Source organism: Rhizomicrobium sp., from assembly GCA_037200985.1.
GTDB lineage: Bacteria > Pseudomonadota > Alphaproteobacteria > Micropepsales > Micropepsaceae > Rhizomicrobium.
The window spans coordinates 2,514,914-2,540,217 of the sequence record JBBCGJ010000001.1; the positions used below are offsets into that span (position 1 = coordinate 2,514,914).

Here is a 25,304-nt window from a genome sequence, read left to right on the forward strand (position 1 = left end):
GCTACGGCGATACCCTCCGGTCCGGGCCGAGGTCGTTCTCCGCCTTCACCTGCGTCCGCCGCGCCGGCGTGACGCAGACGACGTCGCCGCCGAACGCCTCGCGCCAGACGAAGCCCGGCACGCAGGTGTTGGGACCGTAGGCCCCGCCGGCCGCGCGGCGCGAATCCGCCAGCGCATTCTCGTTCGCCGCCATGGCGCGGTGCGACGGCGGCACGCAGACATGGTCATTGGGCGCCGCATCGCGCCAGACGAAGCCGGACTTGCAGGTGTCGGGTCCATAGGCGAGCGCGCGATGGCTCGGCCCCGCCGCGTTCTGCACCTTGGCCTCGGTGCGCTCCGCCGGCGTCACGCAGACGACGTCGCCGCCGAAGGCTTCGCGCCAGACAAAGCCCGGCAGGCAGGTGTTGGGGCCGTAGGCGCCGCCGGTCGGGCTCAGATGGCTCGGCCCCGCCGCGTTCTCCGCCGCCGCATGTTCGCGGCCGGCCGGCGAGACGCAGACATGATCGTTGGGCGCGGCGTCGCGCCAAACATAGCCGGAGGCGCAGGTATCGGGTCCATAGGGCAGCGGATCGGCTTTCGCCAAGCCGCCAAGCATCAGGCCGGCCGCGAGCATCGCGGCGGCCGCAAGAATCGATTTCATGGCAATCCCCCCAAGAGATCGCGGAAAGTTTACTCTCGTATCTGGGGACCCGCAATCGGCGTGGACCGTCCAGGCCACGAATCCCGCAACCATCGCTGCGTCATTCGCTCCGCCGAAGCCGCCACTTTCCGCTTTCCCGCGCGCGGGCAAAGTGGTTGTGTGCCGCCGTGCCCCGCCTGGCGGAGCGCTCGCCCGCGTTACCGACGCTCAACCAGCTTCGAGGCCTGCCGGATATGAAAATCCTGCCGCCCGTCTCGATCGAGGCACGCCGCCTCGTGCCCAGCAAATGGGATGTGCTGGCGGCGATCCTCGTGCTCGGCTTTATCGTCCTCTTCGCCGATGCGAGCCGCGCCCTGGTCGAACCGCTGGCTTCGCTGGGCAGCAAGCCCTTGTCGCTCGATCCGTGGAATCTGCCCGGATACGCGCTGCGAACGGCGCTGCGCATGCTGATCGCGCTCGCCGTGTCGCTCGTCTTCACGCTGACCTATGCGACCTGGGCGGCGAAAAGCCCGCGCGCCGGCAGTCTTCTGGTGCCGCTGCTCGACATCCTGCAATCGGTGCCGATCCTGGGTTTCATTTCGGTGACGGTGGTGTTCTTCCTGAGTCTCGCGCCCGGCCGCATCTTCGGCGCCGAGCTGGCGGCGGTGTTCGCGATCTTCACCAGCCAAGCCTGGAACATGGCGTTCAGCTTCTATCAATCGCTGCGCACCGTGCCGGAGGAGATGACCGAGGCGGGCCGCATGTTCGGGCTCAACGGCTGGGCCCGGTTCTGGCGTATCGAAGTGCCGTTCGGCCTGCCGCCGCTGATCTGGAACATGATGATGTCGATGTCGGGCGGCTGGTTCTTCGTCGTCGCGGCGGAGGCGATCAGCGTCGGCCACACCACCTTCATCCTGCCCGGCATCGGCTCCTATATCGCCAGCGCCATCGCGCAGCAGAACCTGACGGCGATCGCCTGGGCGATCGGCGCGATGCTGGTGGTGATCCTGATCTACGATCAGCTCCTGTTCCGCCCGCTGGTCGCCTGGGCCGACAAATTCCGCATCGACAACGAGGACAGCGAGGACTTCCCGGAATCCTGGGTGCTCGACGTCATCCGCCGCTCCGATTTCATGGACTGGGTCGCGGCGCCGTTTCACGCCTTCATGGCCTGGACCTACCGGCTGACGCCGCCCGCGCGCGGCCGCGCCGGCATCCTGCGCGACGCGGTGCCGTCGCGCGCCGGCGACATCGTGTGGTGGGTGTTCCTGTCCCTGCTGGCCGCCTATGCGCTGTGGCACATCTGGCGTCTCCTCGGCGGCGGGCTGAGCTGGGGCGACGTCGCCCTCTCTTTCGAGCTCGGCGCCATCACCATGGTGCGCGTCGTCGTCCTGATCGCGCTGGCGAGCGCGATCTGGACGCCGATCGGGGTCTATGTCGGGCTTCGGCCGCATCTGGCACGCGTCATCCAGCCGGTGGCGCAATTCCTCGCCGCGTTCCCGGCGAACCTGGTCTTTCCGGTCGCGGTGTTCGTCATCGTGCGCTATTCGCTCAACCCGGACATCGCGCTGTCGCCGCTGATGGTGCTGGGCACGCAGTGGTACATCCTGTTCAACGTCATCGCCGGCGCCTCGGCCATTCCGCGCGAGCTGCGCGATGCCGGCACGAACCTGCAGGTGAAGGGCTGGTTGTGGTGGCGCAAGGTCGCTCTGCCCGGCGTGTTCCCCTACTACGTGACCGGCGCGATCACCGCCTCGGGCGGTTCGTGGAACGCGGCCATCGTCGCGGAGGTCGCGAGCTGGGGCAGCCACACGGTGCGCGCCCACGGGCTCGGCACCTATATCGCCGACGCGACCCAGGCGGGGGATTTCCATCGCATCGTTCTGGGCATCGCGACGATGAGCTTCTATGTCGTGGTGGTGAACCGGCTGTTCTGGCGCCCGCTCTACTGGTTCGCCGAGCGCCGCTATCGCATGACGTGAGGTGGTTGCAGTGCCCCATCGTTTGACCACGTCCTATTGTCATGCCCGCGCAGGCGGGCATCCAGAGTCGCTTGCGAAATGGATGCCCGCCTGCGCGGGCATGACATTCGTGGGCTTGAAAGATCGCGCACAAGGATGACTGCGATGACCGACGAACTTCTCCTCGACGTGCATGCCGTGCGCCGCTCCTTTCCCAAGCCGGGCGGCGGCGAGTTGCTGGTGCTCGACGGCGTCGAGCTTTCGCTCAAGCAGGGCGAGATCGTCGGCCTGCTCGGCCGTTCCGGCTCGGGCAAATCGACCTTCCTGCGCCTCATCGCGGGGCTGGCGCAGCCGCAGGGCGGCACGCTGACCTATCTCGGCCATCCGATCGACGGGCCGGCGAACGGCATCGCCATGGTGTTCCAAAGCTTCGCGCTGTTTCCCTGGCTGACGGTGCTCGAGAACGTGCAGCTCGGCCTCGAGGCGCTGCGCCTGCCGGCGGGCGAAATCCGCACCCGCGCGCTGGCCGCCATCGACCTGATCGGCCTCGACGGCTACGAGAACGCCTATCCGCGCGAGCTCAGCGGCGGGATGCGCCAGCGCGTCGGCTTCGCCCGCGCCATGGTCGTGCATCCCAACATCCTCCTGCTGGACGAGCCGTTCAGCGCCCTCGACGTGCTGACCGCGGAGAACCTGCGCACCGACCTTTTGGAGCTGTGGGGCGAGGGCCGCCTGCCGATCAAGGGCATGATCCTCGTCACCCATAATATCGAGGAGGCGGTCCTGATGTGCGACCGCGTGCTCCTGTTCTCGACCAATCCGGGGCGCATCGCCGGCGAGATCAAGATCGACATCCCGCGGCCGCGCGACCGCACCGATACGCGCTTCGAGAACTACGTCGACCAGATCTACACCGAGATGACGGCGCGGCAGCGCAGCTCCCGCTCCGGCGCGGGGCTGGCCACGCTGATGACGCATGTCTCGCCGAACCTAATATCGGGCCTGATCGAGGCGGTGGCGGCGGCGCCCTATAACGGCAAGGCCGACCTGCCCGAGATCGCCTCCGACCTCCAATTGGAGATCGACGAGCTGTTCCCCATCGCCGAGGCGCTGCAATTGCTGCGGCTGGGCGAGATGGAGGGCGGCGAATTGAAGCTCACCCATATGGGCAAGCGCTTCGCGGATGCCGGCCTCAACGAGCGCAAGGAGATCTTCGCGCGCGCGCTGATGAGCCAGGTACCGCTCGCGTCCCTGATCCGCCGGGTGCTGGACGAGCGCGCCAGCCACACCGCGCCCCGGCGCCGCTTCGTCGACGAGCTGGAAGACCACATGACGGAAGAGGCGGCGGAGGAGACGCTGCGCACCGTGGTGAGCTGGGCCCGTTTCGGCGAGCTCTTCTCCTATGACGACGAAAGCGAAATGTTCGGCTTGGAGAACCCGACATAGGGGCTAGAGCGGGATGACATCAGGCTGAGTCGGATTTGGGATTCCCACGGGGTCGCGAGTCTGATTCAAGATGCTGGCTGGGAAGGAGGCCGGCATGGATGGGCAAGCCTTATTCGATGGATCTTCGCGAACGGGTTGTTGCGGCGGTTGAGCGCGAGGGACTTTCGCGGCGCCAGGCCGCGGCGCGCTTTGGCGTCAGCTACAGTGCCGTGATCGCCTGGCTGAAGCGGGTTGATGCCACGGGCAGCTTCGCTCCCGGTCAGATGGGCGGCCACAAGCCAAAGACGCTTTCCGGTGCTTGGCGGGACTGGCTTGTACAGCGCTGCCGGTCTGGCGACTTCACGCTGCGCGGGCTGGTGGCGGAACTGGGCGAGCGCGGCCTGAAGGTGGACTATCGCTCGGTGTGGGCGTTCGTCCACGCCGAGAAGCTCAGTCACAAAAAAAGACGCTGATCGCCGCCGAGCAGGATCGCCCGGACGTGGCGCGCCGGCGTACCCAGTGGGCGAAGTACCGCGGCTGGGTCGATCCCTCCCGTCTGGTGTTCATCGACGAGACTTGGACCAAGACCAATATGGCGCCGTTGCGGGGCTGGGCGCCGGTCGGCGAAAGGCTGCGCGCCAAGGTTCCGCACAAGCGCTGGAAGACCATGACCTTCCTCGCCGCCTTGCGCCAGGATCGCCTCGATGCGCCCTGGCTCATCGACGGGCCGATCAACGGCGTGCGCTTCCTGCTTTATGTCGAGAAGGTGCTCGTCCCCACTCTCAAGCCCGGCGATATCGTCGTCATGGACAATCTCGGATCACACCGAAGCAAAGCCGTACGCGCCGCCATCCGAGCGGCAGGCGCAAAGCTCTTCTTCCTGCCCAAATACTCCCCCGATCTGAACCCCATCGAGCAGTTCTTCTCAAAGCTCAAGCACTGGTTGCGAAAGGCCGCGCGCCGTTCTCAAGATGCCGTCTGCAACGCCATCGGCCACGTCCTCGACACCGTCACGCCGACAGAATGCAAAAACTACTTCGAGAACTCGGGGTATGAGTAACCTAACTTCATCACGCTCTAGAGCCTTCCGACAGCCGCCAGCCGGATGCCGATCAGGGTGAAGACCAGCGAGCCGCCGGCGATTCCGGCGCCGAGAAGGTGCGGAGGGATGCCGACGCCGCACAGGCCCAACGCCCCGTCAAGCAGGGCGACCGCGCCCGCCGCGACGGCAAGGAGCGCGAGAAGGCGGCCGAGGCCATGCGTCCGGCTTGTCGCCAGGGCGAGCACCGCCCCCAACCCGAAGGTCGCCGTGCCGAGCAGGAACAGCGCGTCGAACAGGTTTTTGGTCGCCGGAAAGGCTGCGGGCGCCTGACGCGCCGACTGCGAGAGCGCATATCCGACAATGGAGTCCACGACCGCGAAGAGCACGGTCGAAATCGCGATCAGGAACCAGCCCATTGCGGCGATGCCCCTGCCGCGCGCGACTTCGTGCTGGCCGAACAGCAATGCCGCGGCCGCGACCAGGACGTCGCCGAAGACGCCGATAAGGCCGGCCAAATGCATCGTCGTGGCGCCGCGGATCGCGCCGGCGAGCGCGGCGGCTAGATCGGCGGGGACAAGCGGCATGGCCGCCGCGGGCGGCGAGACGCCGTAGAGCACACTGGTGGCAACAACGCCGGCGGCCCCCAGCGCCAGCACGACGCCACCGGCACGGATCGCGCCGCGCTGGTCCGATACGAGGCCGGCTTGCGGCTGGTCCATGACGGTCATCCTGGCCTCCCTCTTGCGCAACGCTGCATATGGTTGCAGAGTGCAACTATAATGCGATAGTTTCGGAATGCAACCATGGCCGGAAAGACCGATCTCTCGAAGCTGAATTGCTCGCTTGCGCGCGCGTTGGCCGCCGCGGGCGACTGGTGGACGCTGCTGATCGTGCGCGACGCCTTCGCCGGACTCTCGCGCTTCGGCGAATTCCAGACGAGCCTCGGCATAGCGCGCAACATCCTGGCCGACCGCCTGGCGGCGCTGACCGCGGAAGGAATCCTCGCGCGCGAAGGCACCGCCGCGCGTCCGCGCTACGTCTTGACCAGGAAGGGCCGCGAATTGATGCCGGCGCTTGTCGCGCTGATGCAATGGGGCGACAAGTGGCAAAGCGCGAACCGCCCGCCCGTGCTGCTTTCCACCGACGGAGGCGAAGCGCTGGCCCCGGTGCAGGTGGTCACGCGCGCCGGCAAAGCGGTAAATGACGTTCGCTTCAGCCCCGGCCCCGGCGCCAACGGAAGAACCCGCCGCTTCTTCGAAGGGCGGGCCAAAGGCGATCAGTCGAGGCTTTCATAGGCCCGAAGCGTCCGCAGCGCGTCGATGGTTCGGATGCCCCGCCACTCGAGTTCGACGCCCGGGCTGATCGGGTCCCAGGAGATCGGCCAGCCGCCGTCGTCCTTCTGCTTCGCCGCCAGGGCCTTCAAATGCCTGTCGATCACGGCATCGGAGAACAGCTTACGGCACGGGCTTTGCGGAGACGGCGCCCATTCGAGCGGCAAGTGCACATAGCCGACCGCGTCGGGATCGTGCTCGACCACGCCCGGCGCCGCGACGCGATCCAAGACGTCGCGCATCGCGGTATCCGCCCGCGCGCGATCCGGCACGTGCTCGAGGAAGGCCAGCACCGGCATCAATTCGTGGAATTCGGTTCGGTGGATTTTCGCGATCGACTTCCAGCAGAAGGCGCTCGCCGGCACGATCCAGTGATGCTCGACGCGATGCTTGAGCAGAACGCCGAGAATGGCGGCCGTCGGATTCACATTCGCCGGCGGATCGGCTTCGCACTCCCACCAGGGCGCGTGCGGAAATTCGTTCACCGAGGGCAGCACGAAGGGCACGCCGCCTTCATGCGTCGATATCTTCGCCAGAAAATCGCACGCGCCGAGCGCCAGTTGCCGGTCGAACGCGCCGACCGCATCCATCGTTTCGAGCGCGAATTGCACGTCGACCGGCTGGCTCGCGGGATCGCGCTTGTCCGGCTCCAGCGCCTGACCGAAGCCGCCATCCGTGTTGCGATAGGCGGCCAGCGCGGTGACGACCGCCGATGCCGGCCCGCCATCGAATTCCGCTTCGAAGCGCCGCCGCTCCAACAGCCGCGCGTTGCGCAGGACGAAATCCCGGGCCTTCGCGAGCACATTTGCCTCCATCGCCAAAAGAACGAATAGAGAACAAATGCCGCCGAGTCAAGCCGGCCGATAAGGCGACAGGTCCATCTCGGGATAACGCGCCTGCACGTCGGCGAGCGTCTGCGCGTTCCAGTAGTCGCTGCCGGCGGGCGGCCAGCCGAACAGGTCGCGCTGGCGCGGCGTCATTCTGGTCATCGCCTCGTCCCACGCCTTCTTCTCCGAATGGTCCGGCCAAGCGAGCTTGCCCTGCCAGCGCCATTCGCGCGTCTTGAAATCGGTGAGGATCGCGAAGCGCGCACGGTTCTCCGCCGTGAAGTTCGAGCCGCGATGGAAGACGTCGGTCTTGTAGACCATCAGGCTGCCGGCCGGCCCCTCGATCGAGACCTCCTTGTCGAAATATTCCCCGAACGTCGTCCGCGCCTTGCCGATCGGCACGTCGCGGGTTTCGGACAGCGGCACGACCTTGGTCGGGCCGTCCTTCGACGTCACGTCCGACAGGAGGATGAACGTCGTCATCTGCGCGTTGCGGCCGTCGGCGCGCGGCACGACGATGGTGTGGTTGCGATAGTCGCGGTGGTGAAACTGGTCGTAGTTCACCGCGCCGGAATATTTCGCCCACAATTCGCTCTTGTAGAGATCGATCTCCTTGATGCCGTGAAAACGCTCCGCCGCGTCGATCAGGTCGGGATAGACCGCGAGCCGGCTCAGTTCCCAGCGGTCGAAGGGAAAGAGCTGGATGCCGGAGAATTGCGACTTGCCGTATTTCGGATATTTCGACGGATCGGCGAAATAGTCCTCGGGCTTGGGATGGATGGTCCACAGCGCCTCGCGCGCCTCCGCGAGCGCGTCCTTGTCGATGAAATTCTCCACCACGGTGAAGCCGCGATCCCAGATCTCGGCGAGCTTTGCGTCCGATACGCGCATGATCCTAGCCTTCGTGCAGGTTCCACATCGCTGTGGCGTTCCGGTTCCCAAGAAATATATCAATCATATCCGCCCGATTTTGAACACATCAAGTTCCGCTTCGCGCCGCAAACGATGCGTTGTCATGGGGTCGAACGGGGCATCCACCAATACAGCACGGAGGATGCCAATGCCCGACTATGAGATTCGCCTGTTTCATTCCGACGGCTCGCTTGCCCTCGTCCATGTCTGCCATCACGACGGCGACGACGCCGCCCACGAGCATGCCAGGCGGCTGTTGCACGACCTGTCGCGCTATGAAATTCGCCGCGCCGGCGAGCCGGCCGTCGACAGATGACGGCACACGCACGCGCCAGGCGGCGAAGACGGATATTCGCCGGCCTCACGGCCAAGATGCGATCACGCCGCTTCGCCGTGGCGGAATTTATCCAGGCGGTGCTCCTGCGCGATATAGGCCTGCGCCGCGTCGGTGTGGAACAGCTCGCGCTCTTCCTCCTCGTCGGTCACGGGCGTCAGCGCGAGGTCGGTGTATTCGAGCTTTTTGGGGTCGTGCTTGACCTTGAGATATTCGCGCCGCAGCCGCAGATAGAGCGAGCCCCATTTGAACAGCTTGGCGAGGGTCTCGGCGTAGTAGGCCGGATAGAAGGCGAGCGGCGATACGATGGGAAAGCCCGGCCGGCGCGCGGTGCGGAATTTGCGGCGCAGGAAGCCGCTTTCCAGCGGATGGATATGCTCGATTCTGATGCTCCCTGAGAACCAGGTGGCGAGGAACAGCGCGTTGCTGGCATTGGCCTTCATCGCCGCGGCGCGCCTGATCACCGTCACGATGTGCTCGTCGGTGTAATAGTTCTCCCAGGCCTGGTCGTAGGCCGCCTTCCAGTCCGCCTGGCTCATCCGGGAATGCGCCGTGGTCAGGTGATTGAGGTCGTATTTGTTGAGGTCGGGGTCCATCGCCACGCCGGCGCGGGACAGCTTCTGGTGATCCTCCGAGCCCGGCAGCGGCGTCAGGAAGAAGAACTCCAGCAGATCGACGGGAAGCTCGCGCTTTATCACCTCGATGTCGTTCATCACCGATTCCAGCGTGTCGTTGGGAAAGCCGATGATATAGCCGGCATAGGTGAGGACGCGCGCGTTCTTCCAGGCGAGCAGCATCTTCCTGTATTCGGTGATCTTGTTCTGCCGCTTCTTGGCCCCCATCAGGTTCGCGGGATTGATGTTCTCCAGCCCGATGAAGACGCGCTTGACGCCGGCGCGCGCCGCCTTCTCCACGAAGTTCGGCAGCTTGTGGCACAGCGTATCGACCTGGATGATGATGCCGATCGGCATCTTCTCCACCTCACGCAGATGGATCAGCCGGTCGAGGATCGGCTCCCAGTCCTTGTTGCGCGCGAAATTGTCGTCGGTGATGAAGAAGCTGCGCGCGCCCTGGGCGACGTTGGCGCGCACGATGCGCTCGACGTCGTCGGGCGAGCGCCGCCGCGACTTGCGACCCTGCACGTTGATGATGGTGCAGAACGAGCATTGATAGGGGCAGCCGCGCCCGGCGTCGAAGCTGGTGACGCCGCCGGCGGTGCGCACGACCTTGTCGGAATGCAGGAAAGGGATCGGTGTGCCCTCGATCGCGGGCAGGTCGTCCATGAAATTGTAAAGCGGCTTCAGCGCGTGGGCGGCCGCGTCGCGCAGCACCATCTCCATCCGTCCCTCGGACTCGCCGGCGAACAGCGACAGGCCCATGGCGCGCGCCGCGTCGAGATGGGCGTCCTTGCCGGCCAGCATGCTGAGCACGCCGGAAACGTGGAAGCCGCCGATCGCGACCTGGATGCCGCGCGCCTTGAGGGGGCGGGCGATATCGAGCGCGCGGGGAAACTGGTTCGACTGCACGCCCACCAGCATCACCATGCCGTCGCCGGCCCGTTCGATGCGCCGGGCGATCTCGTCCGGCTTGATCAGCGTGTTGCATTCGTCATGCGCGTGGATTTCGATCCCGACACCGTCGCCCAGCACATGCCGCTCGGCGCAGTCCATCGCGAGGCCGTGCAGCGACGCCAGCGTGTTCGAGGGGATGGCGGAGCGGTACCACTGGATGACGTAACCGTCATCGTCGTAATGCGACGGCTTGACCAGGACCAGGCAGAATTTGCGCGAAACCATGCCGTAAGCCCCCCAAGGAAGATTACGTATAGTTCATGTTGCTAGGCAGGCAAAGGCACCCACCCACACGTTCATCGGCCGATGAATTCGCTTTGGCGGTCTATTGCGGCGGCACGATCGCGGCCAGCGCCAATACGACCGCATTGAACCGCCACACATAGCGGAAGAACCGGTTGTCGTCCTGCACGGGCCGCGCCCCGCCCGACGCGGCCCAGTCTCGCGCCGAAGCGCGCTCGGTCAATTCTTCGCCTGGTCCACCAGCTTGTTCTTGGCGATCCAGGGCATCATGGCGCGCAGCTTGGCGCCGACGTCCTCGATCGGATGCGCCGCGCCGCGGGCGCGGGTCGCCTTGAAGCTCGCCTGGCCGGCCTTGTTCTCGAGCACCCAGTCGCGGGCGAATTTGCCGGTCTGGATGTCGTCCAGTACGCGCTTCATCTCCTTCTTGGTCTCCGCCGTGATGATGCGCGGCCCTGTGACGTATTCGCCGTACTCGGCGGTGTTGGAGATCGAATAGTTCATGTTGGCGATGCCGCCCTCATAGATCAGGTCGACGATCAGCTTCACCTCGTGCAGGCATTCGAAATAGGCCATCTCCGGCGCATAGCCCGCCTCGACCAGCGTCTCGAAGCCGGCGCGGATCAGCTCGACCAGGCCGCCGCACAGCACCGACTGCTCGCCGAACAGGTCGGTCTCGCATTCCTCGCGGAAGCTGGTCTCGATCACGCCGGCGCGGCCGCCGCCGATGGCGCTGGCATAGGCGAGGCCGAGATCGTGCGCGTTGCCGGATGCATCCTGGTGGATCGCGATCAGGCAGGGCACGCCGCCGCCCTTCTGGTATTCGCTGCGCACCGTGTGGCCCGGGCCCTTGGGCGCCACCATCAGCACGTCGAGATCGGCGCGCGGCTCGATCAGGCGGAAATGGACGTTGAAGCCGTGCGCGAACAGCAGCGCCGCGCCGTGCTTCATGTTCTTTTCGAGGTCGTGCTTGTAGATGTCGGCCTGAAGCTCGTCGGGCGTGACCATCATCATCACATCGGCCCATTTGGCGGCGTCGGCAACGGTCATCGTCTTGAAGCCGGCGGCTTCCGCCTTCTTCGCGCTGGCGCCGGGGCGCGCGGCGATCACGACATCCTTGACGCCCGAGTCGCGCATGTTGAGCGCATGGGCATGGCCCTGGCTGCCGAAGCCGATGACGGCGACCTTCTTGTTCTTGATGAAGTTCAGATCGGCATCCCGATCGTAATAGACGCGCATGACGTGTTCCTCTGGTTCAATCGAGTGATTGTTCGAGCCCTTGCTTCAGTTCGGGCACTTTTTCGCCGGCGATGTTCAGGTAGGCGTCGGCGAGATCGCGCAGCGGCTTCAGCGCCACGCAATGCGAGACGGCGAATTTGACCACCGTGTTCAGATTGGTCTCGGCGACGATGTAATTCGGCGTGCGGCAGGCCGCGAAGGTCGGCGCGTCGGCGTTCGGCCCGAGACTTCCCCACACGGCCGCGCCGGCGTCGCGCAGCGTGGCGCGTTCGGCGTCGGAGAGATCGACGACACGGTCGATATCGATCTTGCCGTTCGTCAGGCGGCGCACGGTCAGCTTGCCGCCGATGGCGCGGAGCGACAGCGCCGGCTGGCCCGCCGGGATCAGGATCACCCGCGCCACCGGCCCGCCGGTGCTGCCCCAGGCGTCCGGAAGCTCGCTTTCGTTCAGCGCGGCGCGCGTGTCGCAAATCGCCTTGCGATCGGATATCGGCGAATCCGTGCCGCACAGCGTGACCACTTTCGGCTGCGGCGCCGGTAGCGGTGCAGGCGGCGACGTGTGCGAACAGGCGGCGAGCGCCGCAAGGAGCCCTAGGGCCGCGATGCGTCTCACATCGCCTCCGGGCCGCGGCTGATGGCGGCGACGCCGGTGCGGCTGACGTCGATCAGGCCCAGGGGCCGCATCAGGTCGATGAACTGGTCGATCTTGAACGGCGCGCCGGTGATCTCGAACACGAAGCTCGAATGCGTCGTGTCCACGACATGGGCGCGGAAGATCTCGCCGATGCGCATCGCCTCGACCCGGCGCTCGCCCGTTCCCGCGACCTTCACCAGCGCCATCTCGCGCTCGATCCCCGGCGCCGAGGTCGTCCAGTTGACGACGCGGTGCACCGGAACGAGACGGCGCAGTTGCGCCTCGATCTGCTCGATCACCTCGGGCGTGCCGGAGGTCACGACCGTGATGCGCGAGGTATGCGCGGCGTGATCGACCTCGGCGACGGTCAGCGATTCGATGTTGTAGCCGCGGCCGGAGAACAGCCCGACCACGCGCGCGAGCACGCCCGCTTCGTTGTCGACAAGCACGGCGATGGTGTGGCGCTCGATCTTCGGCACTTTCACGGCAACGCTCACACCAGCATCTTTCCTTCGTCGGAGACCTTGGTCCCCTCCTCTTCCGAGTCGCACAGGATCATCGCGTTGTGCGCGGCGCCGGATGGGATCATCGGATAGCAGTTCTCCTTCGGGTCCACCCGAACGTCGAACAGCACCGGCCGGCGCACGTCGATCATCTCCAGGATCTTGGCGTCGAGTTCGGCCGGCGTGTCGGCGCGCAGGCCGACGCCGCCATAAGCCTCCGCCAGCTTCACGAAATCGGGCAGCGCCTCGGAATAGGAATGCGAATAGCGCCCGCCATGCAGCAATTGCTGCCACTGGCGCACCATGCCCATGTATTCGTTGTTCAGGATGAATATCTTGATCGGCAGGTCGTACTGCACCGCCGTCGACATCTCCTGCATCGTCATCTGCACGCTGGCCTCGCCGGCGATGTCGATCACGAGCGCGTCCGGATGGGCCATCTGCACGCCGACCGCGGCGGGAAGGCCATAGCCCATCGTGCCGAGGCCGCCGGACGTCATCCAGCGGTTCGGCTCCTCGAACTTGAAGCGCTGCGCCGCCCACATCTGGTGCTGACCGACCTCGGTCGTGACATAGACGTCGCGCCCGCGCGTCAGCGCATAGAGCCGGTCGATGGCGTATTGCGGCTTGATCAGCGTATCGGAGTTCTTGAAGTCGAGCGATTTCGTCTCGCGCCAGTGGTCGATCTCGGCCCACCACGCCTTGAGCGCGGCGCGGTCCACCTTCTTCTTCTGCGTCTTCCAGAAATGCAGCATCTCGCGCAGCGCCTTGGTGGCATCGGCCACGATGGGCACGTCAACGCGGACGTTCTTGTTGATCTGCGCCGCGTCGATATCGAGATGGATCTTCTTGGACTCCGGCGAGAACAGGTCGATCTTGCCGGTGACGCGGTCGTCGAAGCGCGCGCCCAGGCAGATCATCACGTCGCAATCGTGCATCGCGTTGTTGGACTCGTAGGTCCCGTGCATGCCGACGAGGCCCAGCCATTGCGGATCGGTCGCGGGAAAGGCGCCCAGCCCCATCAGCGTCGAGGTGATCGGAAAGCCCGTGAGCCTGACCAGCTCGCGCAGCAGCTTCGAAGCCTCGGGCCCGGAATTGACGATGCCGCCGCCGGTGTAGAACAAGGGCTTCTTCGCATTCGCCATCAGCTCGATCGCTTTCACGATCGCCGACAATTCGGGCTCGGTGCGCGGCTTGTAGGTGCGGTGGCGCACCGACTCCGGCGAGAGATAAGGCCCCTTCCTGAATTGCACGTCCTTGGGGATGTCGACCACGACCGGCCCGGGCCGCCCCGTGGTGGCGATCTGGAAGGCCTCGTGCATGACGCGGGAGAGATCGTTCACGTCCTTCACCAGCCAATTGTGCTTGGTGCAGGCCCGGGTGATGCCGACCGTGTCGGCCTCCTGGAAGGCGTCGGTGCCGATGAGATGCGTCGCGACCTGGCCGGTCAGGACGACGAGCGGGATGGAATCCATCAGCGCGTCGGTCAGGCCCGTCACCGCGTTGGTCGCGCCCGGACCGCTGGTCACCAGCACCACGCCGGGCTTGCCGGTGGAGCGGGCATAGCCTTCCGCCGCATGCACCGCACCCTGCTCGTGCCGCACCAGGACATGGGTGACGCCTTCCGCCGCGAACAGCGCGTCGTAGATCGGCAGCACCGCGCCGCCGGGATAGCCGAAGATGTGCTTGACGCCCTGATCCTTCAGCGCGCGGATCACCATCTCGGCGCCCGAAAGCTCGATCGCGCCCGTGGGGGCTCCCGAGTATTTTTCCAACCCGCTGGCGGGGGCGTTTGCGTCTTTGTCCATCGTCGTCGTCTTCAAGGTGAGGTGGGCCACAAAAGATTAAGGGGCGTTTCCGCCCCTTCGAACACAGCCGCGTACCGGAGAAACGGGGCTATCCCCGTCCGGTCGGCGGCTGTCCAATAAGTACGAGCGTCTGCGTCACGGGCTGTCCCATTTGGTGCGGCGCAAACTACGGAAAGCCCGACTCGGCGTCAAGCAATTTCCTCATAGGGATTTTTGCATTTCAGTAACAATATTGCTGCATCCGTCGATCCGAATCCAGTCCGGAAGCTGATTGCGGAACCAGGTGTCCTGCCGTTTGGCGTATTGGCGGGTGGCGATCACCGCCCGCTCGACGGCCGCGTCCTCGCCCAGCGCGCCGTCATGCAGCGCCAGCAATTCGCGCCGGCCGATGATCCGCGCCGCGGGCAGCGTCGGGTCGAGATCCTCCAGCGCCAGCGCCTCCTCCATGGCGCCCGCGGCCAGCATGGCGCGGAAGCGGCCTTCGATCCGCGCGCGCAAAATCTCGCGCGGCACCTCGATGACGAAGCGCGCCAGCGTCAGGCCGTCGAGCACCGCCTGCCGCTCGTTCTTCTGCCAGAAGGCAAGGCTCCTGCCGGTCGCTTCGAGCACTTCATGGGCGCGCAGCATGCGCTGTCCGTCGCCGGGGTTGAGCTGCGCCGCCATCTGCGGATCGCGCGCCGCGAGTTCGGCATGGAAGGCGTCGTTGCCGATCTCTTGCAGCCGCGCACGCGCGGCCGCGCGCACGCCGGCCGGAACGGTCGGCATGTCTGCCAGGCCGTTGGTCAGCGCGCGGAAATAAAGCCCCGTGCCGCCGACGAAGATCGGCGTGCGATGCGCCTTGCGCACTTCGGCCAGCGCATGGCCCGCGTCGCTCTGATAGCGCCCGGTGGAATAGGGCTCGCGCGCCGGAACATGGCCGTAGAGCAGATGCGGCACGCGCGCCATGTCGGAATCCGACGGACGCGCGGTGAGGATGCGCGGCTCGCGATAGACCTGCATGGAATCGGCGTTCACGATCACCCCGCCGAGGATGCGACCGAGTTCCAACGCCGCTTGCGACTTGCCGCTCGCGGTGGGGCCTGCGATAAGGATGGCATCGGCGGACAAGGCGGGACTCGCGTGAGCGACACCTCGGAGATAACGCGCTTCGTGGCGCTGGCGGAAGAGGCGATGAGCGCCATCTATGACGCACGCGACACCGATGTGCGCGCCGCGCTGGAAGACGCCCGCTACAATCTCGACCGCGCCATGGACATCGCCCATATGCGGGGCATGGCCAAGGAGGTCGAGCGCCTGACCAAGCGGATCGCGCGCGTCCAGGCCGTCTACGACGCCCGCTTCAAGAAGAAGCGCCCGACCGCCACGTGAGCACCCTTCCCTACGTCCTCAACATCGTCGGCGCCTCCGGCTTTGCCGTGAAGATGCCGCTGTTTCCGGACGTGGCGCATGCGCGCTGGCTGTCGCCGGGGCGCGCGCTGGACATCTATTTCGATCATCAGCCGGCGCAGGTGCTGGAACGGGCGCGGCATCATTTCGGCAACCAGCCGGTCGACGTGAACGTCGTGCCGACCGCGAACCGGCGCAAGAAACTGCTCATCGCCGACATGGATTCGACGATCATCGACGTCGAATGCCTGGACGAACTCGCGGACATGGCGGGGCTGAAGCCGGTGATCGCGGCGATCACCGAGCGCGCCATGCGCGGCGAACTCGATTTCGAGAGCGCGCTGCGCGAGCGTGTCGCGATGCTGAAAGGGCTTGAAATCGCGGCCCTGTCGCGGGTCTATGACGAGCGCATCAAGCTGAACCCCGGCGCCAAGACGCTGCTCGCCACCATGCGCGGCCATGGCGCGCACACGCTTCTGGTGTCGGGCGGCTTCCGCTATTTCACGTCCCGCGTCGCCGAGGCGGCGGGCTTCCACCGCGAGCAGGCGAACGAGTTGCTGCATGACGGCGCCGTGCTGACCGGCGAGGTCGCCGATCCGATCCTGGGCCGCGAGGCCAAGCTGGCGGCGCTGGAGGCGGCGGTCGCCGATCTGGGCATCACCGCGGCGGACGCGCTGGCGGTCGGCGACGGCGCCAACGATCTGGCGATGATCCAGCGGGCGGGCTTGGGCGTGGCGTATTACGCCAAGCCGGTGGTCGCGGCCGCCGCCGCGGCCAGCATCGCGCATGGCGATCTGACGGGGCTGCTGTACCTGCAGGGCTACAGCGACGAGGAGTTTGTGCGGGCGGAATAATTTTCCTCCCCCGCGTTTGCGGGGGAGGTGGCGCGGAGCGAAGCGACGCGACGGAGGGGGGAAGCGTTTGAACCGTTGAGCGGGGCGGCTGCCCCCTCCGCCTCGCTGCGCTCGGCACCTCCCCCATAACAATGGGAATTATATACTTGACTCCCTCGATTTTCCGGGGTACTTTTTCCCCATGAAGTGAGGGTTCTGGCATGTCGAAAAGCACGATTTCCACCTTTGAACTGTTCGCGATGTTCCCAGACCAAGAGACGGCGCGGACCTATCTGGAAGGCCGCCTTTGGCCGAACGGCCCCAAGTGTCCTTGCTGTGGGATGGGCGAGCGCATCACGGCTCGCGCTGGTGGGTACTACCGATGCAACCAGTGCAAAGAGGACTTCACAGTCCGTACCGGCACGATTTTCGAGCGGTCGCACGTTCCGCTGCACAAGTGGCTGTACGCGATGTACCTGCTGGTCACGGCGCGGAAGGGCATTTCCTCCATGCAACTCGCCAAGGAAATCGGAATCACACAGAAGTCGGCCTGGTTCGTCCTTGGCAGACTTCGCGAAGCATGCGGTGACGATCTCGCCAAGCTTCAAGGCATCGTCGAGATTGACGAGACTTACTTCGGTGGAAAAGAGAAGAACAAGCACGAGTCCAAGAAGCTCAAGGCCGGTCGCGGTACGGTCGGGAAGATCGCGGTCCTTGGAATGCGTGAGCGCGGCGGACGCACGAAAGCGCGGCCGGTCGCACATACTGACGGCCTCAGTCTGCAACCCGAAATCCGCGAAAGTGTCGCGCTCGGTTCCATGATCCACACGGACGAGCATGGCGCATATCGCGGACTGAGCCCTGACTACGGCCATGAGACGGTCGATCATGGAGCAAAGGAATACGTTCGCGATGGCGTGACCACGAACAGTATCGAAAGCGTTTGGGCCGTCATGAAGCGCGGGATGCACGGCGTCTACCATCACGCCAGCGAAAAGCACCTTCACCGCTACGTCGATGAATTCACTTTCCGCCTCAACGAAGGTGACGTGAAGCGCCACACCATGGATCGGCTGGACAGCTTGGTCGGAAAGACCTCCGGCAAGCGCCCCACCTACAAGGGGCTTATCCAATGAGTGACACAAAACCCCCGCCGATATTGGACGCAATTGTTGACGTTGTGCTGGCATATAAGCCGAGCGCGAAAACCGATAGCGCGAAGAAACGGAAGCGCAAAATAAAAAAGCTGATAAAGAAGGCGAGCAAACTCCCATCTGTTGAGCCGGAGCGGCATTAATTCTCGATTCGGTTGAAGTTTTCATTTGCGAAAGATCACATAAAGAAACGCGATAAGCGCGAGGACTAATATGATTTCGCAAATCATCGCGACAATAGGCACGTTCTTTTCTGATCCATTATCCGCCTCGTTGCTGCTTGGTGACGTTATTGCGACGTTGGCGGTCGGCATAGGGATCGTTCTGGAAACACCAGAAAATCCTACGTTTCGCCAAAAGTCCGCAATGGCACTTGTCGTTATCGGCGTGATCGCAGAAACCATTTGCAGCGTCTGGCTGTTTGGGCATGACGCTGCAATAATTTCTAAACAGCAAACGACAATCATCGAGTTAGAAACTCGATTGGCGGGAAGAGTGCTTACCAAGCCAGAATATGATGCCATCCAGACGCTTCGTGGTAAAATTCCTGGCGTACTGTTGGTCGTGGAGCCGCACTGTCCCGAGTGTCTAAATTTTTCGAGCCAAATAGCTACCGCGTTCGACCATGCAGGAATAAAGGTGTTCGCCAATTTTCCAGAGACAATGGAAGGCGGTGGCGGCGGTTGCGTGTATAAATCGCCGTACTCCGATCTTACGTATGCGACCCTTAGTAGGGGTGGATTCTCGTTCCATTCGTGCGGAGACGAAGCGCTCAAAATATGGCGGATAAACTCCCCCCTTCCAGTCATTGGAGTAGCGGGAGATGATGCGCTCCCATACCCTGTTAAGCCGTATCTCGGGCCATCGGGGCAAACCGTCCCTTGAGCAGCGGCGCTAAAGATTAAGAGAATAAATGCGGCATGCCCCATTCGCTTTAGCCATCGACGGACTAATCCGGTAAGGGAGTCATATATATAATTCCCATAACAATGGGGGAGGAAATCTACTTCACCCTCACCGCCACATAGGTCATCTCGCCCGCGCGGCTCAGCAGCATCGCGACCACGGCCTTGCCCGCCTTGCGCACCGCGTCGATCTGCTTGGTCACGTCGGCCGGCGCGCGCACGGGCACGTCCTGCACCTGCACGATGACATCGCCGGGACGGATGTTCTTGTCGCCCGCCGGACTGTCGGCCGCGACGCCGGTGACGAGCACGCCCTGCACGCTTGCCGCGATGTGGAACTGGCCGCGCGCATTGCCGTCGAGCACGCCCAGCGAGAGGCCGAGTGTCGTCGCCTTGGCCGGCGGCGGACCTTGCGGCGGCTTGGGCGGCGGACCCGGCGTGCGTTCGGCCAGCCGCAGCACCGTCACGCGCACATACATCTTCTTGCCCTTGCGCCACAGCTCCACCGGGACCGTCTTGTTGATCGGCGTGTCGGCGACGAGGCGGCTCAGCGAGCGGCTGTCGGTCACCGGCTTGCTGTCGAAGCCCGTGATGAAATCGCCGAACTGCACGCCGCCCTTGGCGGCCGGGCCGCCCGGCGTCACGTCGGCGATCAGGGCGCCGGCGACGGAGGGAAGCCCGCGCGCCTCGGCGATGTCTTCGGTGGGCTGCTGGATGCGCACGCCGATCCAGCCGCGCCGCGCCTGGCCGAACTGGCGCAGCTGGTCGGTGACCGCGCGCGCCAGGTTCGAGGGGATCGAGAAGGCGATGCCGACCGAGCCGCCGCTCGGCGAATAGATCGCCGAGTTCACGCCGACGACGTTGCCGTTCATGTCGAACAAGGGGCCGCCGGAATTGCCGCGGTTGATCGGCGCGTCGGTCTGGATGAAATCGTCGTAAGGCCCCGCCTCGATGTCGCGATTGCGCGCCGAGACGATGCCGGCCGTGACCGTCGAACCGAGGCCGAAGGGATTGCCGATCGCGATCACCCAGTCGCCGATGCGCGCGCCGTCGGAATCGCCGAAATGCGCCGAGGGCAGCGGCTTGCGCGGCGTGACCTTGAGCAGCGCGAGATCGGTCTTCTCGTCGCGGCCGATCAGCTTGGCGAGCAGCGTCGTGCCGTCGTTGAGCGTGACGGAGATCTGGTCGGCGCCCTCGATCACATGGTTGTTGGTCACGATGTAGCCGGAAGGATCGATGATGAAGCCCGAGCCGAGCGAGGTCACGTGGCGCGGCAGGCTGGGACCCTGGCCGAGGAAGTTCTTGAACAGGTCGGCGAGCGGCGAGCCCGGCGCGATGTTCGGCAGGCCCGGCTCCGACGCCAGCGGCTTCAGCGTCTGGGTCGTCGCGATATTGACCACCATGGGAAGGAGCCGCGCCGCGAGGTCGGCGAAACTCGCCGGCGCGCCGCGGACGGGCACGATGACCGGCGCCGGCTTGGCAGGTCCGGGTTTCGACGGCGGCGCGGCATCTGTACCGGCGACCAGGAGCAGCGACAGGCAAAGGACGGGGAACCAGCGGATACGCATCGAAAGGAGAACCTCGGCACGCGGGTGGTTTGCCTAATCCTATGCGAACGGAATGTGAAGCGAATAAGGCGCGGATACATGCGGGATTGTTCCGGTGTCCTCTCCCACGAGCGGGAGAGGTTTATCCACGCGCTATTTCCCGCCCGGGCCCTTGCCGAAATATTTGAGGAAATCGCTGTCGGGCGACAGCACCACCGTCGTTTTCCCGTCGCCCAGCGAGTCCTGATAGGCCTGCATGGTGCGCCAGAAGGCGAAGAAATCCGGGTCCTGGCTGAACGCCTGGCCGAGGATGCGGGTCTTTTCGGCGTCGCCCTCGCCGCGCAGGATTTCCGATTCGCGGGTGGCCTCGGCGGTCAGCACGGTCACTTCGCGCTGGGCCCGCGCCTTGATGCGCTGGGCGGTCTCGCTGCCCTCGGCGCGGTATTCCGCCGCCTCGCGCTCGCGTTCCTTCTGCATGCGCTGATAGATCGCCAGGCTGTTGGCCTGGGGCAGGTCGGCATGGCGGATGCGCACGTCGACGATCTCGATGCCGAAGCTGGAGACCGCGCGGTTCATCTCGTTCTTGATGTCGATCATGAGCTGGGCGCGTTTGCCCGAAAGCATCGCGGCGAAGCTTTCCTTGCCGAGCACCCCGCGCACATTCGAAGACAGCACCGGCGAAAGCTGGCTGAGCGCGTTCTCCTTGTCGCTCAGCGTCTGGTAGAATTTCAACGGATCGGTGATGCGCCAGCGCGCGAAGGCGTCCACCATCATGCGCTTCTTGTCGGAGGCGATGACTTCCTCGGTCGGCGCGTCGAGCAGCAGCACGCGCTTGTCGAAGAACACCACGCTCTGGGTCAGCGGCGTCTTGAAATGGATGCCGGGCTCGGTGATCACCGCCTGCGGCGCGCCGAACTGGAGCACCAGCGCCTCTTCGGTCTGGTTCACGAAATAGAAGCTCGAGAACAGCGCGATCAGGAGCGTGAGGCCGAGCAGGCCGGCGATGACGAGGACGGCGCGCGTCATTGCGATCCCCCGCTCTGCGTGCCGCTCTGGCCGGCCGGCGGCGTCGCGCCCGCGCCGACCATGTTCGGCAGCTGGAAATAGGGCACGACGCCCTTTGCCGAATTGTCGACGATCACCTTGTTCATGTTGCCCAGGATGCCGCTCATCGTCTCGATATAGATGCGCCGGCGCGTGACGTCGGGCGCGGTGCGGTATTGCGCGAGCACCGAGAGGAAGCGCTTGGCCTGGCCGGACGCCTCCGCGATCGCCTTCTGGCGATAGGCCTCGGCGTCCTGGACGATACGGGCCGCGTTGCCGCGCGCCTCGGGGATCACCTTGTTGGCGAAGCCTTCGGCCTCGTTGCGCGCCCGCTCCTGGTCGGCACGGGCGGCCTGAACATCGCGGTAAGCGTCGATCACCTCGCTCGGCGGATCGACCTTCTGCATCGTGACGTTCACGATGTTGACGCCCGCGCCGTACATGTCGAGCGTCTTCTGCATCAGCTCGCGGACCTGGATCTGGATCGATTCGCGATCCTGGGTGAGGATGTTCTCGAACTGGCTGCGGCCCACCACCTCGCGCATCGCGCTTTCGGCCACCGCCTTGATGGTCTGGTTGGACGAATCGGCCGGATCGGACGGGCTCTCGACGTTGAACAGGAAGGCGCCCGCGTCCTTCACCACCCAATAGACGGTGAAATTGATGTCGATGATGTTCTCGTCGCCGGTCAGCATCTCGGCCTCGGCCGCGATGTCCTCGGAGGAGCCGCCGTTTTCGTCGTCGGTCGCCTTGTAGCCGATGTTGATCTGGCGCTGATGCGTCACGTCGAGCGTATAGGCGGTCTCGATCGGCCAGGGCAGGTGATAGTTCATGCCCGGCGGCGTGCGCGCGACATAGCGCCCGAAGCGCAGCACGATGCCCTGCTCATAGGCGCCGACGAAATAGATTCCGGTGGCGAACCACACGATGATCACGGCGAGCAGCACCACGATCAGGCCGCCGGTGGTGAACCCGCCGCCCGGCAGGAAGCGCCGGATGCTGTCCTGGCCGCGCCGGAGCATGTCCTCGAAATCGGGGGGACGCATCCCGCCGCCGCTGCCGCCGGGCGACGCGGGCCCGCGACCCCAAGGGCCCTTGGGCCCTCCGGTTCCGTTGCCGTCCGACGAATTGGTCCAAGGCATGAGGCCCCTCTTCCTTGGTTTCCCAAGGTTCGGCGGTTATATGTGCATCGCCGCCGGGGCGCAAACGCCCTTCCTCTAGATGGCAGCGCGGCGCAAGGGTTCAAGGACATCGTTTCGACATGGCGCACGCGACACGCGACGAGGTGCTGAGAGCGCTCGACCAGGTGATCGACCCGGTCAGCGGACGCAGCGTCGTGCAGGAAGACATCATCCAGGGACTTGTGGTGCGCGACGGCAATGTCGGCTTCGCGGTCGAGGTCGATCCGGCGCGCGGGCGCGGCGCGGAGCCGCTGCGCAAAACCTGCGAGGATGCGGTCGCCAAGCTTCCCGGCGTGCATTCCGTCACCGCCGTGCTCACCGCGCATCAGGGCGCGCCCGCCCGCCAGGCGCCGCCGCGTGCCGCACCGCACCGGGCCGAACCGCCGGCGCCGGCCGGCATTCCGGGCGTCGCGGCCATCGTCGCGGTGGCGAGCGGCAAGGGCGGCGTCGGCAAATCCACCGTCGCGGCCAATCTCGCCATCGCGCTCGGCCGGCAGGGCCTCAAGGTGGGACTGATGGACGCCGATATCTACGGGCCTTCGGTGCCGCGCCTGTTCGACATCCGCGAGAAGCCGCGCGCCGAAGGCAAGAAGATCGTGCCGATCGAGAAATACGGCATCAAGATCATGTCGCTGGGCCTGCTCATCCGCGAGGACGAGGCGGTGGTGTGGCGCGGCCCGATGGTGCAGAGCGCGCTGACCCAGATGCTGAACGACACGCTATGGGCGCCGCTCGACATCCTGATCCTCGACATGCCGCCGGGCACCGGCGATGCGCAGCTCACCATCTCGCAGCGCGCGCCCTTGCGCGGCGCTGTGATCGTGTCGACGCCGCAGGACATCGCGCTGATCGACGCGCGCAAGGGCATCGCGATGTTCGAGAAGACCAAGGTGCCGGTGCTCGGCATCGTGGAGAACATGTCGACTTTCATATGCCCCAATTGCGGCCATGAGAGCCATATCTTCGGCCATGGCGGGGCGCGCGCCGAGGCCAGGCGCATGGGCGTGCCGTTCCTGGGCGAGATCCCGCTGGTGCCGGTCATCCGCGAGACCTCGGATTCGGGGCGGCCCATCGTCGCGACCGCGCCGGACTCAGCAGAGGCGGCGGCTTTCCTCGCCGTCGCCAAAGAAGTCGCGGCGGGTGTTGCGGGCGCGCAACGCGCCGCGCCGCGAATTGTGCTGGAATAGGGCATGGCCGCCAGCAAGCCGCAGATTCGAAGCCTCTTCGCGACACCCGTCTCGATCCACTTCCTTCCCGTGGCGCATGACGTCAACGCCGCCTTGCGTCCGGCGATCGTCGAGCGCGCGGCGCCGGGCGCGCATGGCCAGGGCTGGCGCTCCGAACCCGATTTCGTGAGCTGGGCGGGCGATTCCGCGCAGACGCTGTTCCGCGTGGTGCGCGACATGGCGGACGGGCTGACCGCGACGCGCACCGGCGGCCGCGTCACGCTCGACTGGAAGATCGAAGCCAGCGCGTGTCTGCGCCAGAAAGGCGAGTACCGCGAATCGGCGGCGCGGCCGGGCGCGGTGTGGTCCGGCGTCTATTACGTCGATGACGGCTACGCCAAATCCGACGATGCGGGCCTGGGCGGCGAGTGCGAGCTGGCCGATCCGCGCGGGCCGCTGCCCGCGATGGTGGCGCCGCAATTCGCCTTTCGCATCCCCGGCGGACTGACCGCGGGTGCGAGCGAGATCATCCGGCCGCAGACCGGGATGATCGTGCTGCACCCGTCCTGGCTGGCCCGCGCCGAGCGCCGCTATGACGGCGAACATCAGCGCGTCGCGGTGGAATTCGATCTGACGGCTTAATTTCCTCCCCCGCTGTTGCGGGGGAGGTGCCGAGCAAAGCGAGGCGGAGGGGGCCAGTGCGGAAAGCGTCCGCCCGTCGGCCCCCTCCACCGCTTCGCGGTCCCCCTCCCCCGCAACAGCGGGGGAGGAAATCTGTTTACGACCGGCCCGGCGTGATGGTCATGGTGATCGTCGTCTTACCGTCGCGCGAGGTCTCGGTCCAGGTGTCGCCGACCTTGTGATCGCCCTTGATCTCGTTGCAGAACGTCGCCTGGGACGGATCGGCCGGGGCGGGATCGGTCACGGTGAAGCAGACATTCGTGGCGTCCTTCCAGGCATAGGTGCCCTTCGTGGTCTTGCCGCCCGCCGTCTGCTGCCAGGTCTTGTCGGGGTTGACGTAGATGACCAGTTTCGTGCCGTCCGGCAGCGTCTGCGTGACCGTGTTGCCATAGGCGACGGCGAACGGATCGTCGGCCAGCGCGGCCGTCGAGAACAGGGCCGTGGCGGCCGCCGCAAGAATGATGCGCTTGATCATGGTGGATTCCCCTCTTTGGACGTCAACCATATTGGAATGCGATGACAATCGTGCAAGCGGTGCACGCCGGTTTTGCGCACGGCGCCGCGCCTCCGGCCGCTTACTGAACGCCCGCCTTCAGCGTCATATTGCGGGTCTGGCTGCCCATGGTCATGGTCCAGCTGTCGCCGACCTTGTGCGCTTCCCACGGCGTGCAGAACGGATTGCCCGGCAGGCCGGGCGGTTGTTCGCCGACATAGGTGCGGCAGAGCTGGCCGTCCTTGATCTCCCAGGTACCGGAGAAGGTCTTGCTCATGCCCATCATCGAGCCAACGAGGTCGAAGGTGTGATCGGCCTTGTAGTGGGTATGCGATTCGGTCATCCCGCCGGTCGAGACGACCGTGTTGCCCAGATAATTGGTCATCAGGTCGTCTGCGGCCAGGGCCGGCGACGCGGCGAGCAGCATTGCGGCCGTCGCGGCCAGAAAAATCGGCTTCATGATGGTCT

Annotated in this window: 27 protein-coding genes; 11 read left to right on the forward strand and 16 right to left on the reverse strand. The window is 65.4% G+C overall.

The annotated features are described in order from the left end of the window. Position 1: 1 nt before the first annotated feature. Positions 2-640, reverse strand: a complete 639-nt coding sequence (locus WDN01_12320) for a hypothetical protein (GenBank protein ID MEJ0026804.1) — start codon at positions 638-640, stop codon at positions 2-4. Between the two features lie 233 nt (positions 641-873). On the opposite strand from WDN01_12320, the gene WDN01_12325 reads away from it, so the two are divergent. The 3 genes from WDN01_12325 to WDN01_12335 all read left to right on the forward strand — a co-directional run bounded on the left by WDN01_12325 (position 874) and on the right by WDN01_12335 (position 5,065). Continuing rightward, on the forward strand, positions 874-2,601 hold the full coding sequence (locus WDN01_12325; GenBank protein MEJ0026805.1) for an ABC transporter permease subunit: 1,728 nt from the start codon (positions 874-876) through the stop codon (positions 2,599-2,601). A gap of 144 nt (positions 2,602-2,745) precedes the next feature. Further along, positions 2,746-4,026: a nitrate/sulfonate/bicarbonate ABC transporter ATP-binding protein gene (locus WDN01_12330; GenBank protein MEJ0026806.1), complete on the forward strand. Its 1,281-nt coding sequence runs from the start codon at positions 2,746-2,748 to the stop codon at positions 4,024-4,026. Positions 4,027-4,124: 98 nt separating this feature from the next. Next, a protein-coding gene (locus WDN01_12335; GenBank protein ID MEJ0026807.1) for an IS630 family transposase occupies positions 4,125-5,065 on the forward strand; the annotation gives its coding sequence in 2 pieces (ribosomal slippage) (positions 4,125-4,464 and positions 4,464-5,065; 942 coding nt in all). Between the two features lie 17 nt (positions 5,066-5,082). Here the strand turns inward: WDN01_12335 and WDN01_12340 are convergent. Further along, on the reverse strand, positions 5,083-5,775 hold the full coding sequence (locus WDN01_12340; protein ID MEJ0026808.1) for a hypothetical protein: 693 nt from the start codon (positions 5,773-5,775) through the stop codon (positions 5,083-5,085). A gap of 126 nt (positions 5,776-5,901) precedes the next feature. On the opposite strand from WDN01_12340, the gene WDN01_12345 reads away from it, so the two are divergent. Continuing rightward, positions 5,902-6,342 (forward strand): helix-turn-helix domain-containing protein, encoded by a 441-nt coding sequence (locus WDN01_12345; GenBank protein MEJ0026809.1) that lies wholly within the window; start codon positions 5,902-5,904, stop codon positions 6,340-6,342. Here WDN01_12345 and WDN01_12350 read toward each other — a convergent pair. After that, positions 6,324-7,181 (reverse strand): hypothetical protein, encoded by an 858-nt coding sequence (locus WDN01_12350; protein MEJ0026810.1) that lies wholly within the window; start codon positions 7,179-7,181, stop codon positions 6,324-6,326. The two genes, WDN01_12345 and WDN01_12350, sit on opposite strands and share 19 nt — an antisense overlap. Before the next feature lie 48 nt (positions 7,182-7,229). Next, a complete protein-coding gene (locus WDN01_12355) occupies positions 7,230-8,096 on the reverse strand; it encodes a phytanoyl-CoA dioxygenase family protein (GenBank protein MEJ0026811.1) in 867 nt (288 codons plus the stop codon). A 169-nt stretch (positions 8,097-8,265) separates the two neighbouring features. Here WDN01_12355 and WDN01_12360 point away from each other — a divergent pair, with 169 nt between their 5' ends. Further along, positions 8,266-8,433 (forward strand): hypothetical protein, encoded by a 168-nt coding sequence (locus WDN01_12360; GenBank protein MEJ0026812.1) that lies wholly within the window; start codon positions 8,266-8,268, stop codon positions 8,431-8,433. A gap of 62 nt (positions 8,434-8,495) precedes the next feature. On the opposite strand, the gene WDN01_12365 is transcribed toward WDN01_12360, so the two are convergent. The 7 genes from WDN01_12365 to miaA form a co-directional block, all read right to left on the reverse strand. Further along, complete coding sequence (locus WDN01_12365; protein MEJ0026813.1) at positions 8,496-10,247, reverse strand: radical SAM protein; 1,752 nt, start codon at positions 10,245-10,247, stop codon at positions 8,496-8,498. 100 nt (positions 10,248-10,347) lie between these two features. After that, positions 10,348-10,488 (reverse strand): hypothetical protein, encoded by a 141-nt coding sequence (locus WDN01_12370; GenBank protein MEJ0026814.1) that lies wholly within the window; start codon positions 10,486-10,488, stop codon positions 10,348-10,350. Continuing rightward, complete coding sequence (gene ilvC / locus WDN01_12375; GenBank protein MEJ0026815.1) at positions 10,485-11,501, reverse strand: ketol-acid reductoisomerase; 1,017 nt, start codon at positions 11,499-11,501, stop codon at positions 10,485-10,487. The genes WDN01_12370 and ilvC overlap by 4 nt, the downstream gene beginning before the upstream one ends. Before the next feature lie 16 nt (positions 11,502-11,517). Beyond that, positions 11,518-12,114, reverse strand: coding sequence for a hypothetical protein (locus WDN01_12380; GenBank protein ID MEJ0026816.1), 597 nt, complete (start codon positions 12,112-12,114; stop codon positions 11,518-11,520). Then, complete coding sequence (gene ilvN / locus WDN01_12385) at positions 12,111-12,632, reverse strand: acetolactate synthase small subunit (protein ID MEJ0026817.1); 522 nt, start codon at positions 12,630-12,632, stop codon at positions 12,111-12,113. Before ilvN ends, WDN01_12380 begins: the two co-directional genes overlap by 4 nt. Beyond that, positions 12,629-14,446 (reverse strand): acetolactate synthase 3 large subunit, encoded by a 1,818-nt coding sequence (locus tag WDN01_12390; protein MEJ0026818.1) that lies wholly within the window; start codon positions 14,444-14,446, stop codon positions 12,629-12,631. The genes ilvN and WDN01_12390 overlap by 4 nt, the downstream gene beginning before the upstream one ends. A 201-nt stretch (positions 14,447-14,647) precedes the next feature. After that, on the reverse strand, positions 14,648-15,553 hold the full coding sequence (gene miaA / locus WDN01_12395) for a tRNA (adenosine(37)-N6)-dimethylallyltransferase MiaA (protein ID MEJ0026819.1): 906 nt from the start codon (positions 15,551-15,553) through the stop codon (positions 14,648-14,650). A gap of 12 nt (positions 15,554-15,565) precedes the next feature. Here miaA and WDN01_12400 point away from each other — a divergent pair, with 12 nt between their 5' ends. The 4 genes from WDN01_12400 to WDN01_12415 all read left to right on the forward strand — a co-directional run bounded on the left by WDN01_12400 (position 15,566) and on the right by WDN01_12415 (position 18,704). Then, a complete protein-coding gene (locus WDN01_12400; GenBank protein ID MEJ0026820.1) occupies positions 15,566-15,814 on the forward strand; it encodes a hypothetical protein in 249 nt (82 codons plus the stop codon). Next, positions 15,811-16,686, forward strand: coding sequence for a phosphoserine phosphatase SerB (serB, locus tag WDN01_12405; protein MEJ0026821.1), 876 nt, complete (start codon positions 15,811-15,813; stop codon positions 16,684-16,686). The genes WDN01_12400 and serB overlap by 4 nt, the downstream gene beginning before the upstream one ends. 200 nt (positions 16,687-16,886) lie before the next feature. Continuing rightward, complete coding sequence (locus WDN01_12410; GenBank protein ID MEJ0026822.1) at positions 16,887-17,801, forward strand: IS1595 family transposase; 915 nt, start codon at positions 16,887-16,889, stop codon at positions 17,799-17,801. A 231-nt stretch (positions 17,802-18,032) separates the two neighbouring features. Continuing rightward, positions 18,033-18,704, forward strand: coding sequence for a hypothetical protein (locus WDN01_12415; protein MEJ0026823.1), 672 nt, complete (start codon positions 18,033-18,035; stop codon positions 18,702-18,704). A gap of 118 nt (positions 18,705-18,822) precedes the next feature. Here the strand turns inward: WDN01_12415 and WDN01_12420 are convergent, their stop codons facing one another. The 3 genes from WDN01_12420 to hflK all read right to left on the reverse strand — a co-directional run bounded on the left by WDN01_12420 (position 18,823) and on the right by hflK (position 22,457). Then, positions 18,823-20,292: a DegQ family serine endoprotease gene (locus tag WDN01_12420; GenBank protein MEJ0026824.1), complete on the reverse strand. Its 1,470-nt coding sequence runs from the start codon at positions 20,290-20,292 to the stop codon at positions 18,823-18,825. 132 nt (positions 20,293-20,424) lie between these two features. Further along, positions 20,425-21,297 (reverse strand): protease modulator HflC, encoded by an 873-nt coding sequence (gene hflC, locus WDN01_12425; GenBank protein ID MEJ0026825.1) that lies wholly within the window; start codon positions 21,295-21,297, stop codon positions 20,425-20,427. Beyond that, on the reverse strand, positions 21,294-22,457 hold the full coding sequence (hflK, locus tag WDN01_12430; protein MEJ0026826.1) for an FtsH protease activity modulator HflK: 1,164 nt from the start codon (positions 22,455-22,457) through the stop codon (positions 21,294-21,296). Before hflK ends, hflC begins: the two co-directional genes overlap by 4 nt. A gap of 119 nt (positions 22,458-22,576) precedes the next feature. On the opposite strand from hflK, the gene WDN01_12435 reads away from it, so the two are divergent. Together WDN01_12435 and WDN01_12440 are read left to right on the forward strand one after the other, a co-directional pair. After that, positions 22,577-23,683 carry an Mrp/NBP35 family ATP-binding protein gene (locus WDN01_12435; GenBank protein ID MEJ0026827.1) on the forward strand — a complete coding sequence of 369 codons (1,107 nt, stop codon included), beginning with the start codon at positions 22,577-22,579 and terminating at the stop codon, positions 23,681-23,683. Positions 23,684-23,686: 3 nt separating this feature from the next. Then, complete coding sequence (locus WDN01_12440; GenBank protein ID MEJ0026828.1) at positions 23,687-24,304, forward strand: putative 2OG-Fe(II) oxygenase; 618 nt, start codon at positions 23,687-23,689, stop codon at positions 24,302-24,304. 136 nt (positions 24,305-24,440) lie between these two features. On the opposite strand, the gene WDN01_12445 is transcribed toward WDN01_12440, so the two are convergent. Further along, entirely contained in the window at positions 24,441-24,818 is a 378-nt protein-coding gene (locus WDN01_12445) for a hypothetical protein (protein MEJ0026829.1), read from the reverse strand. A 100-nt stretch (positions 24,819-24,918) separates the two neighbouring features. Next, the gene (locus tag WDN01_12450) at positions 24,919-25,296 is read right to left on the reverse strand and encodes a hypothetical protein (GenBank protein MEJ0026830.1); all 378 of its coding nucleotides are present in this window, start codon (positions 25,294-25,296) and stop codon (positions 24,919-24,921) included. Positions 25,297-25,304 lie beyond the last annotated feature (8 nt).

What these genes read in the sequence shown, in the direction of transcription:
- WDN01_12320 (MEJ0026804.1), bottom strand. Translation starts at nt 640, where the DNA reads ATGAAATCGATTCTTGCGGCCGCCGCGATGCTCGCGGCCGGCCTGATG.
- WDN01_12325 (MEJ0026805.1), top strand. Translation starts at nt 874, where the DNA reads ATGAAAATCCTGCCGCCCGTCTCGATCGAGGCACGCCGCCTCGTGCCC.
- WDN01_12330 (MEJ0026806.1), top strand. Translation starts at nt 2,746, where the DNA reads ATGACCGACGAACTTCTCCTCGACGTGCATGCCGTGCGCCGCTCCTTT.
- WDN01_12340 (MEJ0026808.1), bottom strand. Translation starts at nt 5,775, where the DNA reads ATGACCGTCATGGACCAGCCGCAAGCCGGCCTCGTATCGGACCAGCGC.
- WDN01_12355 (MEJ0026811.1), bottom strand. Translation starts at nt 8,096, where the DNA reads ATGCGCGTATCGGACGCAAAGCTCGCCGAGATCTGGGATCGCGGCTTC.
- WDN01_12360 (MEJ0026812.1), top strand. Translation starts at nt 8,266, where the DNA reads ATGCCCGACTATGAGATTCGCCTGTTTCATTCCGACGGCTCGCTTGCC.
- WDN01_12365 (MEJ0026813.1), bottom strand. Translation starts at nt 10,247, where the DNA reads ATGGTTTCGCGCAAATTCTGCCTGGTCCTGGTCAAGCCGTCGCATTAC.
- ilvC (MEJ0026815.1), bottom strand. Translation starts at nt 11,501, where the DNA reads ATGCGCGTCTATTACGATCGGGATGCCGATCTGAACTTCATCAAGAAC.
- WDN01_12390 (MEJ0026818.1), bottom strand. Translation starts at nt 14,446, where the DNA reads ATGGACAAAGACGCAAACGCCCCCGCCAGCGGGTTGGAAAAATACTCG.
- WDN01_12410 (MEJ0026822.1), top strand. Translation starts at nt 16,887, where the DNA reads ATGTCGAAAAGCACGATTTCCACCTTTGAACTGTTCGCGATGTTCCCA.
- WDN01_12415 (MEJ0026823.1), top strand. Translation starts at nt 18,033, where the DNA reads ATGATTTCGCAAATCATCGCGACAATAGGCACGTTCTTTTCTGATCCA.
- WDN01_12420 (MEJ0026824.1), bottom strand. Translation starts at nt 20,292, where the DNA reads ATGCGTATCCGCTGGTTCCCCGTCCTTTGCCTGTCGCTGCTCCTGGTC.
- hflC (MEJ0026825.1), bottom strand. Translation starts at nt 21,297, where the DNA reads ATGACGCGCGCCGTCCTCGTCATCGCCGGCCTGCTCGGCCTCACGCTC.
- hflK (MEJ0026826.1), bottom strand. Translation starts at nt 22,457, where the DNA reads ATGCCTTGGACCAATTCGTCGGACGGCAACGGAACCGGAGGGCCCAAG.
- WDN01_12435 (MEJ0026827.1), top strand. Translation starts at nt 22,577, where the DNA reads ATGGCGCACGCGACACGCGACGAGGTGCTGAGAGCGCTCGACCAGGTG.
- WDN01_12440 (MEJ0026828.1), top strand. Translation starts at nt 23,687, where the DNA reads ATGGCCGCCAGCAAGCCGCAGATTCGAAGCCTCTTCGCGACACCCGTC.
- WDN01_12445 (MEJ0026829.1), bottom strand. Translation starts at nt 24,818, where the DNA reads ATGATCAAGCGCATCATTCTTGCGGCGGCCGCCACGGCCCTGTTCTCG.
- WDN01_12450 (MEJ0026830.1), bottom strand. Translation starts at nt 25,296, where the DNA reads ATGAAGCCGATTTTTCTGGCCGCGACGGCCGCAATGCTGCTCGCCGCG.